The organism is Paenibacillus sp. FSL H7-0690 (genome assembly GCF_037980415.1).
Lineage (GTDB): Bacteria > Bacillota > Bacilli > Paenibacillales > Paenibacillaceae > Paenibacillus_AQ > Paenibacillus_AQ odorifer.
In genome coordinates, this window is record NZ_CP150281.1 from 3,066,390 (window position 1) to 3,078,620 (window position 12,231).

14 protein-coding genes are annotated in these 12,231 nt (G+C 42.3%); 13 read left to right on the forward strand and 1 reads right to left on the reverse strand.

The genetic code is table 11. The features are described 5' to 3' along the window. Positions 1–11 precede the first annotated feature (11 nt). The 7 genes from MHI32_RS13525 (at position 12) to MHI32_RS13555 (ending at position 6,124) form a co-directional block, all read left to right on the forward strand. Entirely contained in the window at positions 12–518 is a 507-nt protein-coding gene (locus MHI32_RS13525; RefSeq protein WP_076126158.1) for a PTS glucose transporter subunit IIA, read from the forward strand. 47 nt (positions 519–565) lie between these two features. Beyond that, positions 566–2,020 (forward strand): N-acetylglucosamine-specific PTS transporter subunit IIBC, encoded by a 1,455-nt coding sequence (gene nagE / locus MHI32_RS13530; protein WP_036686675.1) that lies wholly within the window; start codon positions 566–568, stop codon positions 2,018–2,020. A 143-nt stretch (positions 2,021–2,163) separates the two neighbouring features. Next, positions 2,164–2,481 (forward strand): hypothetical protein, encoded by a 318-nt coding sequence (locus MHI32_RS13535; protein ID WP_036686678.1) that lies wholly within the window; start codon positions 2,164–2,166, stop codon positions 2,479–2,481. A 119-nt stretch (positions 2,482–2,600) separates the two neighbouring features. After that, positions 2,601–3,119 carry a sigma-70 family RNA polymerase sigma factor gene (locus MHI32_RS13540; RefSeq protein ID WP_076301889.1) on the forward strand — a complete coding sequence of 173 codons (519 nt, stop codon included), beginning with the start codon at positions 2,601–2,603 and terminating at the stop codon, positions 3,117–3,119. Between the two features lie 46 nt (positions 3,120–3,165). After that, positions 3,166–4,251: a DUF4179 domain-containing protein gene (locus tag MHI32_RS13545; RefSeq protein WP_248548173.1), complete on the forward strand. Its 1,086-nt coding sequence runs from the start codon at positions 3,166–3,168 to the stop codon at positions 4,249–4,251. Beyond that, positions 4,251–5,243 carry an ABC transporter ATP-binding protein gene (locus tag MHI32_RS13550; protein ID WP_076126163.1) on the forward strand — a complete coding sequence of 331 codons (993 nt, stop codon included), beginning with the start codon at positions 4,251–4,253 and terminating at the stop codon, positions 5,241–5,243. Before MHI32_RS13545 ends, MHI32_RS13550 begins: the two co-directional genes overlap by 1 nt. Beyond that, on the forward strand, positions 5,240–6,124 hold the full coding sequence (locus MHI32_RS13555) for an ABC transporter permease subunit (protein WP_340012525.1): 885 nt from the start codon (positions 5,240–5,242) through the stop codon (positions 6,122–6,124). The genes MHI32_RS13550 and MHI32_RS13555 overlap by 4 nt, the downstream gene beginning before the upstream one ends. A 77-nt stretch (positions 6,125–6,201) precedes the next feature. On the opposite strand, the gene MHI32_RS13560 is transcribed toward MHI32_RS13555, so the two are convergent. Continuing rightward, positions 6,202–6,528, reverse strand: a complete 327-nt coding sequence (locus tag MHI32_RS13560; protein WP_036686688.1) for a winged helix-turn-helix transcriptional regulator — start codon at positions 6,526–6,528, stop codon at positions 6,202–6,204. A 194-nt stretch (positions 6,529–6,722) separates the two neighbouring features. On the opposite strand from MHI32_RS13560, the gene MHI32_RS13565 reads away from it, so the two are divergent. The 6 genes from MHI32_RS13565 to MHI32_RS13590 all read left to right on the forward strand — a co-directional run bounded on the left by MHI32_RS13565 (position 6,723) and on the right by MHI32_RS13590 (position 12,222). Continuing rightward, positions 6,723–7,505 (forward strand): GTP cyclohydrolase II, encoded by a 783-nt coding sequence (locus MHI32_RS13565; protein ID WP_076183786.1) that lies wholly within the window; start codon positions 6,723–6,725, stop codon positions 7,503–7,505. A 78-nt stretch (positions 7,506–7,583) separates the two neighbouring features. Then, entirely contained in the window at positions 7,584–8,639 is a 1,056-nt protein-coding gene (locus tag MHI32_RS13570) for an ABC transporter ATP-binding protein (RefSeq protein ID WP_076126169.1), read from the forward strand. Between the two features lie 127 nt (positions 8,640–8,766). After that, complete coding sequence (locus tag MHI32_RS13575) at positions 8,767–9,516, forward strand: ABC-2 family transporter protein (protein WP_051491475.1); 750 nt, start codon at positions 8,767–8,769, stop codon at positions 9,514–9,516. 6 nt (positions 9,517–9,522) lie between these two features. Further along, complete coding sequence (locus tag MHI32_RS13580) at positions 9,523–10,308, forward strand: ABC-2 family transporter protein (RefSeq protein WP_076190041.1); 786 nt, start codon at positions 9,523–9,525, stop codon at positions 10,306–10,308. Between the two features lie 113 nt (positions 10,309–10,421). Beyond that, positions 10,422–11,051 carry a hypothetical protein gene (locus MHI32_RS13585; protein ID WP_076190042.1) on the forward strand — a complete coding sequence of 210 codons (630 nt, stop codon included), beginning with the start codon at positions 10,422–10,424 and terminating at the stop codon, positions 11,049–11,051. Between the two features lie 37 nt (positions 11,052–11,088). Then, positions 11,089–12,222, forward strand: a complete 1,134-nt coding sequence (locus MHI32_RS13590) for a GNAT family N-acetyltransferase (RefSeq protein ID WP_256717158.1) — start codon at positions 11,089–11,091, stop codon at positions 12,220–12,222. Positions 12,223–12,231: the final 9 nt, after the last annotated feature.

The following is a 12,231-nucleotide window of genomic DNA, read 5'->3' on the forward strand; positions in this document are numbered from 1 at the left end:
GAGTGGAGCATATGTTTTCCAAATGGAAATCAAAAAAAGAAGAGAAACATACTGAACATACCATCGAAATCATGGCACCAATCAGCGGGGAGTCAGTTCCACTAGCACAGGTTCCGGATGAAACCTTTGCTGGCGGTCATATGGGTAACGGAATTGCAATAAAACCATCTGAAGGAATTTTGAAAGCGCCTTTTGACGGTAGGGTTGCTCATATCGTGAAATCGAGTCATGCAGTCATTCTGGAACATTCCTCCGGTATGCAATTGCTATTACATATCGGAATCGATACTGTCAGCCTCAAGGGCAACGGTTTTGTCAGTCATATAACCTCTGGAGATCAAGTAAAAGCAGGTCAAACGCTAATCGAATTTGATCTGGACGTAATTCGCGCGGCAGGTTGTGACACAATTTCGCCTGTAATCGTGACCAGTACAGAGGAGAATCCACCTCAAGTAAGCGGACATTATGGTCAGGTTACAGCAGGACAGGATCTGATTCTTACCGTGGCTTCAAAGTAAATGGTTTATAGAGCACTACTACTATTGAACCGAAAGGATGATTTTAAATGTTGGCTTTTCTACAAAAACTAGGTAAGTCGTTAATGCTTCCTGTTGCAACCATGCCGGCGGCAGCTATTCTTCAAGGGTTTGGTTTGCTTAACTACGAAAAAGATATTCCGCTAGGAGCGACCATTGGTGGATTTCTGAATCAATACTTTGCTCCATTTCTAAACGCCGGAGCGAATGCGATCTTCGGTAACCTAGCCTTAATCTTCGCGGTAGGGGTTGCCATTGGATTTGCCGGTGACGCCGTAGCAGCTTTGTCAGCAGTAATTTCTTACATGGTACTGACTAAGATTCTGCTTATCGTACCGCTTCAATTCTCTTTCATCAATGATGATGTTGTATTGAACATGGGTGTGCTTGGTGGTATTTTTGCCGGTGCTTGGGCAGCGTTCTTATACAAGAGATATCACAATATAAAAATGCCTGATTGGCTCGGATTTTTTGCAGGTAAACGTTTTGTCCCAATCATTACGGCAGCTTCTATGATGGTTCTTGCTGTATTTGTGGGTATGATCTGGAGTCCGATACAAGATGTTATTAGTGACTTCGGGAACTGGGTTGTGTCACTGGGGGCTGTTGGAGCATTCATCTTCGGTACAGCTAACCGCTTGCTGATTCCGTTCGGTCTTCACCACGTGCTTAATACGATTGCTTGGTTCCAAATTGGTGATTTTACGAATGCAGCTGGTGAACTGGTGCATGGTGACTTGTACCGCTTCTTCGCTGGAGATAAAACTGCTGGGATGTTTATGACTGGATTCTTCCCAATTATGATGTTTGCGCTTCCAGGGGCAGCACTTGCATTTATTCATACAGCTAAACCGGAAAAACGTAAAATGGTTGCTTCCATCTTCATCGGTTCTGCCATTGCTTCTTTCTTAACAGGGATCACTGAACCACTTGAGTTCTCCTTTATGTTCGTAGCACCACTCTTGTACGGAGTTCATGCTTTATTAACAGGATTCTCCATGGCCTTGATGTACATTTTAGATGTTAAGCTTGGTTTTGGTTTCTCCGCAGGTTTGATCGATTATCTTGTAAACCTGAAACTGTCTACTAATGCATGGATACTTATTCCTGTGGGTCTTGGATTCTTCGTCTTGTATTATGTACTATTCCGCTTTATTATCTCATTGTTCAAGCTAAAAACACCTGGACGTGAAGATGATGATGAAGAAAGTCTGTTAGCACCACCTGGAGGTAATGGAACGCCTTCATCGTCTTCTAAAGCTGCTCAAATTCTTGAGAACATCGGCGGTCCATCGAACATCCGCAATATCGATGCATGTATCACACGCCTTCGTCTGATTGTTAATGACGAAAAAGCCGTTAAAGATTCCGCATTGAAACAGCTCGGAGCTTCCGGTGTTATGAGACTGGGTCAAGGGGCTGTGCAGATCGTATTTGGTCCAAAATCAGAGCAAATTAAAGATGATATTCAAAAGCTTTTATAACTAAATTGATCATGTTGAAATCATTAAACAGGGCTGGTTCTCATACCAGTCCTGTTTTTTTGCTGTGTCCAGAGATAAAGGGTTGCTTTATAGATAATGCCTAGTATAATACTTGGTATAAGTAAGCAAAGGAGTCGGTACACATGTCAGTCGATGATTATTTGGATCTTTTAAATTACGCCAAGGCGATTAAAGATGGGCAGTGGCAGGCTGACATCATTGAGCGCTTAAAGAATCTTAGTGCAGCAGCGGAAAGTCCTCAGATACAAGAAGAAAGTGTAATAGAACTTTGGTCAAGGTTTGATGCCATTAACATAATGATCATGAAGCTGTTTGAGAAGTTACGGGAGAATGAACATTCAGAGCAACAGTTTCAGTGGAAAGAGCAGCTCTGGGAGCTTAGGCTGGAACGGAGTATTTTATCTAAAAAGATTCTTAATCGTTACATTCGAATTAGGTAAACACTAGAAGACAGTTTCCTTATTAATTTAGGGGCTGTCTTTTTTTACGTAATCTTGATACAAAAATACATTGATAGTCGTCTTACTTATAGCTGCAGCTGATAAGGAGGATTTACAAGATGGAAATTCCGGAATCTGAAATTTTTAAAGCAATATTCTATGAACATTATCCTATTGTCAGACGTAAGCTGACCGCTTTGGTTCGTGATGAGTCGGCAGCAGATGATTTGGCACAAGAAGTTTTTCTGAGATTGTATCGTAACCCCCCAGATGATCCAGCAGCGCTGGGTGCCTGGCTTCATAGAGTCCTTACTCGTATTGGATATGATTATCTGGACAAAAAAGCAAGGGAACGGCGGCTGCAAAATAAACAAGAACAGTTATACGAAGTGAGGGAATCACCTCCTTCAGGAGAGGAAGTCTTAATCAGTAAGCTGGATCAGGAGGATGTTCATGAATGGTTGAACGAGCTGCCTGACAGGGATAGACAAGCGCTTCTGCTTAGATACTCTGGTTACAGTTATGCGGAAATAGCAGGCGAGCTTGGTCTAAGACCTCCCGTAGTAGGGACATTACTGCACCGTGCGACTCAGAGGTTAAGACAAAATGCAGCAAAATCACTGTCTCAGACGGAATAATAAAACGAGATAAGCGAAGCTCCAAATTATTTAGGAGGGATTACTAATGACTAAACAACCGCTAAATCAAGATCATAATAAACAACATACAGATGAAGCCTGGGCCAAATTGCAAAACAAGTTAGCGTCTGAGCCTGCAAGTCCCAAATGGTCTGTGTGGAGTCAGCAGTTGTCTGTGGATGGTATGAAAGATGATGACAAAACAGATCCACATATAGACCAGCCTCAATCTACGGATGACAATCCAAAAGCTAATATCCGATCCAAGCGTCCTCGCATGAATCGTCGGCGCAAATGGGGAGTAGCAGTGGCAGGTGCCGCGATCTTTGCGGTTATACTTGGAACTCCAGTAGGAAATACGGCTATGGCATCGCTGCTGAATCAATTTCGGATGGAAGAAGTTACAGTTGTGAATGAAAATGATATCCGGGATATTTTTTATCAGGTAAATGAAAGTCAATCCATGAATGAAGCTATGAACAAATTTGGTGTGTTTACTAGTTCCTTTGGTTCAAATAAAGGGATTATTCCGCTAGATCAGGTGGAAGAGACTCTAGGTTTTACACTTCCAAGCGGAACTTTGCTCGAGAATGTGAAGAGCGCATATATAACCAATTCACAAGAAATAACCTTGAAGCTTAATATTGAAGCAGTTAATAAAGCAATGAAAAGATTGGGTGCAAAACAGCTTCTTCCAGAAGCCATAGATGGGAAAGAAATTAAATTAGATCTTTCGGAGATCGTGAATTATGATCTTTCGATAGATAATGATAAATGGGCTAATCTTACACAGACGAAGACTCCTTTAATTACGGTAGATCCAACTATAAAGGTTGATGAAGCTTTGGAAGCTATAATCGATTTTCCATTGCTGCCAGATTATCTGAAATCCAGCTTAAAGCAGAGCCGCATTTTATCGGGTGAAATTCCTCTGCCACTGGTAAAAGGCCTGAATACCGATCAAATAAAGATTAAAGATACAACGGTTCTACTGAATCAGAATGAATATAGTCAAGGGATTGTGTACTCGGCCGTTTGGGTACAGAACGGACAACTGTTTGATTTCAACGGAGGAAGCGTGTATACAGATAAAGCTGTATTCTTAGAGAAGCTAGGGGAGTTGATTGAATAATGACGGCTGCTGCAATAGAAGCGAAGTCTTTGACCAAAGAATATGATAACGGACGTGGTTGCCGTGATGTAACGATTACTGTTGGGAAAGGGGAAGCCTTTGGCTTCCTCGGCCCTAATGGTGCGGGGAAAAGTACCTTTGTCAAAATGTTGGTAGGTCTCATTCGTCCATCGAATGGTAGTGCTACTCTATTTGGTCATAAGATCGGTTCACTTGAAGCCAAGTCCCAAATCGGATATTTACCGGAATTATATCGCTATCAAGAATGGCTTACGGGGGAAGAAGTAGTAAGACTGCATGCCAAGCTGTGCCGTGTAGATCGATCTGTAGCCGACAAAAGAATTCCAGAGCTTCTAGCGGAAGTTGGAATTGGAAACCGTGGACGGGATCGTGTGAAACATTATTCCAAAGGGATGCAGCAGAGATTAGGGCTTGCTTGCGCTCTTGTAAACAATCCGGCCATCGTTTTTCTGGATGAGCCCTCATCGGCGCTAGACCCGATTGGACGTCAGGAAGTTCGGAATATTTTGCAGAGGCTAAAAGAGAAGGGAGTTACAATATTTCTTAACTCTCATCTACTGGAGGATGTTGAACTCATCTGCGACCGTATGGCACTGCTGAATAACGGAGTTATACTGCGGCATGGGAAAGTATCTGAGATCTTAAATAAGCGAACAAGCTGGCATTTTAAAGTGGGCGGTTTTACGCCTATTTTGTTGTCTTGGTTACAGGATAGTACTGAACTTCAGATCAAAGTTTCAGCGGATATCGGAGCTCAATCTGAAAAAGGAGCTTCATTCCCAGCTACATTGGAGAGTAGCACAGTTTGGCTGGAAGCGGAATTGGAGAATGAGGAGCAAGTAGGCTGGCTGAACACGTTAATTATTGAACAGGGCATGACCTTATATGAAGTCTCACGGAAGCGAGAACGTCTGGAAGACTGGTTTATGAGTGCTGTATCCGGCCTAAGTCACAGAGGTGAACACGAATGAGAATAATCATAGGAATGACCTGGAAGGAATTGCTGCGTAAACGAGTAATGGTATTAACATTGCTTATGACCATTGTCTTTCTTATAGGGTTTTGGTTTGTGGCAAATACGATCGGACAAAGCGGAATACCGAACAGAACAGATATTAGCAGTGGCGAGCATCTCTTAGCTAATTTTACAAATGGTGCTTTTATATTATCACTTGGCTTCTTTTTTGGCGCTTTTGTACTCGCCTTTTTGGCGATCTTCAGTTCCTTCTCAGCTATTGCAGGTGAAGCGGAACAAGGGGTTATGCAGGCTTTACTGCCAAGACCGCTGCCGCGGTGGAAATGGTATACAGGTCGCTGGCTTGGATATGTGACGTTTGGGATCGGTTATGCCCTGATTTTATTTATTTCTATTTTATGGATTACTGAGATCCATGCCACCGTTCCTAGAGATGCCGTAGTCCTATTGAAATCATTTTTGTTATTCTCCTCTGTAGTACCTTTGCTAATTACGATTTCTATGCTGGGTTCTGGATTCTTCTCAGCAGTGGGGAATGGTGTCTTTATGACAATGTTATATGGAGCTGGCTGGTTAGGTGGGATGATTGATAAGATCGGAGGATCGCTGAGATTAGAACCCGATGTCCTTGACACATTAAATAATCTGTCAGGAATGATGGCACTGCTTATGCCAGTGGATGGTTTACAGCGGAAAATGACCGCCGTCCTGTTCAGCGCTAATGAAATGAGTGGAATGATGGGGTTGTTCGGCAGCATGAATGGATTGCTGGATTTTAATACGGTTCCGTCAAATATGTTTATTTTTTATGCGATTGGATATACCCTGTTAGCTTTTGTTATAGGTCTACTTCGCTTCGAGCGAAAAGACTTATAAAGGGGATGTTAATCCAAAAAGAGCCCTCTTGTCTCATGATCGGGACAATTAGGGCTCTTTGTGTTGTGTAGCGGGAATCATTTCTTAATACCAAGCTCAATCCATTCGGTAGACCAGTTTCCAATTTCACCAAGTATAGGAGCAAGCGCTGTGCCTTTTGGAGTCAGAGAGTACTCAATACGTACTGGCATTTCAGGATATACAGTTCGCTCTATAATGCCTTCGGTTTCCATTTCCTTCAATCGGTCAGATAACACCTTGCCACTGAGATTGGACAGACAGCTCTCAATTTCACCAAAACGGCGTGGCCCTGGCATAAGCACGAAAACAATAAGCGCGACCCAACGTTTACTTAGCAAGTCTACCGCTTTTTCAAAGCGAGGACACATGTTGAAATCATTCATAATATCACCTCGACATTCATTATATCATAAACTTACATAAAGTAATTATAAATATTTAAAGATATATTATAACTTGACGAAGTTATATTACAATGATAAACTTACTTACAAATAGTTACTTATAATTTAACTAATATTTTATCCTTATGCTTAGCTCTATCTAAGCATTGATGAACAATGAGGAAGGTGTAATTATGATTAAACCAGAAATCACTTCTATTTTACAGAATAAAATCACGCGAATTCCTTTAGCAAATTCCACAAATATATTGGTTGGACCCATTACATTACCGGTGAATTTAGACGGCGAGACCGTTGTTTTTAAATGGTACAACTGGCTGAATACAACGGATGCAGAGCTTCTTCAAGAGGATAGCAGTAAAGCAACGGCAGCTTTAATTTCACGTTTGCCATCCATGAACTTAGCAGAAGGACAACAATCCAGTGTGTTGGTATATGGCGATTTCGAAGAATCTGAGGATGCATTGATCCGGATGCATAGCATCTGCCATACTGGCGATATTTTTGGCAGTAAACGTTGCGATTGCGGCTTCCAGCTGCATCAATCCATGAAAATGATTGTTGAGCATGGCTCTGGGGCATTATTTTATCTCGCGAATCATGAAGGAAGAGGCATTGGCCTGTTCAGCAAATCTTTAGCGTATCTTTTACAGGAAGAAGGATACGATACAGTTGAGGCTAATTTAGAGTTGGGATTTGCTGATGATTCAAGAAACTACGAAGAGGCAATCAGTGTTCTGCAAACTTTACGTCACAAACCAGTGACGCTGATTACGAATAATCCGAAGAAATTGGATGCGCTCAAGGCTGCAGGGATGAATGCCGTGAAAAGAGTAGCGTTATGGGGAGATGTATCTTCTTTTAACGAGAAATATTTGCGGACTAAAGTCGCTCGCTCAGGGCATTTAGAAGCTGTGAAGGACACCCATTCGCTAAATGAAAGACTGGCTAAGTAAAGATTGAAGTAGTGCTTTTGCGCTTCTTCTATTATAATGGGGTACTGGGAACCAACTCTAAGCTTAGTGAGGTACAATATGACTGCTATTCAAGTACAAGACTTACGCAAAACATTCAAAGTACAAAAAAACCGCGAGGGTCTCAAAGGGGCCTTCGCTGATTTGTTTAAAAGGGAATATACGGAAGTGACTGCGGTGAAGGACATTTCCTTTTCCATTCCTGAAGGTGAGATCTGTGGATATATCGGCGAGAACGGTGCTGGGAAATCGACCACGATCAAAATGCTCACAGGTATTCTCGTGCCGACTTCCGGAAACCTGACAGTAGGTGGGTATGTTCCGTATTTGGAGCGCGAGAAATTCGTGAAAAATATCGGTGTGGTATTCGGGCAACGAAGTCAGCTATGGTGGGACATTGGCGTGATTGAGTCGTTCCAGCTCCTGCGCAAGGTTTACCGGGTGTCTGAACAAGATTTCAAGAAACGGCTGGATGAATTGGTCGAACGACTGCAACTGCAAGAACTGCTGAATCGTCCGGTTCGTAAGCTTAGTCTAGGTCAGCGGATGCGTTGTGAATTAGTGGCAGCATTGCTTCATAATCCATCGATTGTATTTCTGGATGAACCGACCATTGGCTTAGATATTGTGGTGAAGTCAGAGATCCGTGAATTCCTGAAAGATATGAACCGCGAGCATGGGACAACCATACTGCTGACTACACATGACCTGCAAGATATTGAGGCGCTTTGCTCCCGAGTGATAATGCTTGATGATGGCCGTATCATTTATGACGGAGGACTGGAAGACCTGAAGCAGCGTTGGGGAACTGGACGTGAGGTTCAATTTCAATTTGGAAATGCAACGAAACGTCAGCAACTTGAGTTATGGACTGAGGGATTGCCTGTTACTTGGTCTGCGGAGAACGATTTAGGGGCGTCTGTCTGGATACCGCTAGAGCTAAATGTATCGGATGTATTAGGCAGAGTAGTGGGAAAAGCAGACATTACTGATATCAAAATCATAGAGACCAATACGGACGATATTGTTCGCAGTATTTATCAATCCGGGTCTGCAGACAAGCCTGATGAAATGGCTGCCGCTCTGAAGGATGAAAGAGAGGCTTTACATGTCTGATAAGCTTAATCCTGCAACAGCTATGTCTTCCTCCTCAGGAAGTTCATCTTCTGGCGGTCCTCAGGAGAATAGCCGTAAATTACTATTCGGGGCTTACTTAGATTTTATACGCATCCGTTTTCTTACCATGCTTGCTTATCGGATTAACTACTACTCAGGTATTCTTATCTATTCACTGAATATTGGGGTTAACTATTTCACTTGGATGGCCATTTATGGCAATGGGGATTCATTGGGTGGCTTTACTGCAACGCAAATGACATCATATGTTGCTGTGTCGTGGATGGCTAGAGCCTTTTATTTTAATAACCTAGACCGCGAGATCTCTACGGATATCCGTGATGGAAGTATCGCTATCCAGTTTATAAGGCCCTATAACTATGTCTTAGTCAAAATGATGCAAGGTCTTGGAGAGGGAATGTTCCGCTTCCTTTTATTTATGATTCCCGGCATGGCGATAGCGATGCTGCTGTTCCCGGTTCAATTGCCAACAGCGCCATCTGCTTGGGCAGGGTTCCTGGTGATGCTCTTTTTCAGCTTTTTAATTAATTCACAGATCAATATCATCACAGGGCTCTCGGCATTTTTTGTAGAAAATAATGAAGGCATGATGCGAATGAAGCGGGTGATTGTAGACTTATTCTCCGGCTTAATCGTACCGATCAGTCTGTTTCCTAACTGGTTATCTTCCGTACTTGAGGTGCTGCCGTTTCAGGCGATTACCTACTTGCCAGGTTCAGTGTTTACGGGACGGGTGCAAGGGGTTGGAATATGGAATGTATTAGGGATACAAATTATTTGGTTCCTAGTATTGCTGATTCCAATTGTCTGGTTATATCATGCGGCGCGGCAGCGTCTCTTCGTGCAGGGAGGTTGAGGAAACATGTATTACCTGGGATTATTAATTGAATATATCAAAAACTATATGAAGAGCCGGCTCACCTATCGCGCTGACTTTTGGGTAGAGGTCATTTCAGACTTACTTTTTCAAGCTACCAACTTTATCTTTATTCTCGTAATTTTTATGCACACAGATAGCCTGGGCGGCTGGAATCAGAATGAAGTAGTGTTCGTTTATGGATTCTTTATGGTGCCATTTGGGGTGTTTAGTTGTTTTGTGAATCTATGGGGATTTAGTGAACGTTACATCGTTAAAGGTGAGATGGACCGTATTTTGACACGCCCAGCTCATAATTTGTTCCAGATCTTTTTGGAAAATGTTGATCCACCAGCACTTATGGGCTCATTCATAGGTATTATTATTATGGCCATCAGTGGCAGCAATCTGGGTCTTCCTTTTGAATGGTGGACGATACCGGCTCTGATCGTTCTAACGTTAAGTGCGGTCGCCATCTATACGGGGATTTACACAACGTTGACTTCATTGTCTTTCTATTCGGATGCTCCTACTGGCATTCTTCCGTTAATGTACAACATTCAGACTTATGGCCGGTACCCGGTAACGATTTACAATCGTGCTATACAGGTATTGCTTACTTGGATCATTCCATTTGCATTCGTCGGAGTGTATCCAGCCGCGCTTTTTCTACAGCGGGAGGAGATGACCAGCCTTGCTCTGATGACACCTGTAGTAGGCGCTATATTCCTGGGGATTGGTTTGTTAGCCTGGAGTTATGGCGTACGAAGATATAAAGGTGCGGGGTCTTAAGTTAAGCTAGTGTTTTGTTAAGTTGGAAAGGCTACCTTCGGGTAGTCTTTTTTTTCACTCGGAATCATGAATATGCTAAAATCATTTATATCTACAATGGGGAGGAATCATAGATGAATGTGTTAGATATTTTACCAGCACCCGAAAACTTAAAAAAACTTATGAAAATACTTGCTTCTCTAAATATTGTCTTATGTCCAGAGGAATGGCTTCGCTATCATAGTTTTGATTCTAAATTTGATAAGAATGTTTCTCTAGCATCGATCGATAATGGCTCAGGCGATAATTTGTTTATTATTTTTACACCTCAAGGAACGGTAATTAAAGGTTTTGATCATGAGTCCGAAGTAAGTCCATATGCGCGTGACGAACATGAAGTTTGGCCAGGAATCTATGAAGAGGTCCCAACCTCGCTATTGTCTTTACTGGAAGATGAGGCGATAGCTAAGGATGATGTTACTTTTTGTTTTTGGCGTGAAAATAATGATTTGACGTGGCAGAAGGGGAAGGTAGAGATTCCAGCGGAGGTAGAAGATGGTTCGGACTTTTTGCTAGGGACTATTTTCCGCACAGCTGAGGATTTTGTGGAATTTGCCGAAGGTTATTTTGAACTCACACTCCCTTTAGAGGTTGTTGCACAAGTTTATGAGGGGGCAGCCATTACAAAAGAGATGATCAAAGCGTTAAATCCTGATGGTGATGTAGAGACAATCCTTCAGGAGTTAGCAGAGCTAGACTCTTAGGGACTTATCGATTTTGAAAACAAAGGGGGATGCGAAATTGGAACTTTACGTGGAAAAGCTGAATGCTGATGCTGCTTGGGATATTTTAAGCTGGCAATATGATCCACCCTATGATTTTTACAATAATGAACTAACTCCTGAAGCTATAAGTGAAATGCTAGAGGAAGCATTTTTTTCTGTACTTGATGCAGATAAACAATTGATCGGATTCTTCTGTGTAGGAAGTCCAGCACAGGTTCCAAATGATAAATATACATATTCTCAGGATTTTATAGATGTGGGTTTAGGAATGAAGCCTGAGTTAACCGGACAGGGGAATGGGACTCTATTTTTCACAACAGTCCTTAACTATATTAATGAGAGATGCGAGGAAAAACCAAAGCGGCTGACAGTGGCGAAGTTCAACGATAGAGCGATACGCTTGTATGAAAAACTAGGATTTAGCAGGGAAGCTGAAATCGTTAAAGGAACTACAGAATTTATAATTATGATTTGTAATGAAAATGATAATCTTGCTTCCATGTATGAGCGGGCGAAACCCGGCGAACTAATTACTTTTGGCGCTTATCCGCAAATGGCGGACGGAGCAGACCAAATGCCGATAAAGTGGCGGGTGCTGCAAAATTCAGGTAGAGAACTGTTCATTTTGAGCGAGTATATTTTGGACTGCAGGCGGTATCACGGTGAATATGTTGACGTTACATGGCATGACTCCGATTTGCGAAAGTGGTTGAACGATGAGTTTTATAATGCCGCTTTTAATGACTCCGAGCACAGGCTCATCAAGACTACACAATGCACAGATAACGGAGAGGGAAGTATAAACACGGAAGATAAGATTTTTCTGCTTAGTGTTTCGGAGGCGAATGAATTCACCTTTAAACTTGGAGAAGATACTTTACGTGCGAAGCGTAGGGCGATAGGAACGGGATTCTCCAAAGTGAAAAAGAACGATGGATGTAAATTGTATGTGTATGATAAAAAAGTCAAAGCTGATTATATCCTTGAGAAGGATGAAGAGTTTGGCTGCTCATGGTGGTGGCTGAGAACTCAACCTGCGATTTCCTCACGTGCGTATTTTGTAGGTACTCGTAGCAGTATTCGCAGTTACGGACATGTCAACTTAGCTTGTTACGGTGTGCGCCCCGCTTTAATCCTTAATCTTCAATGAGATAATTTC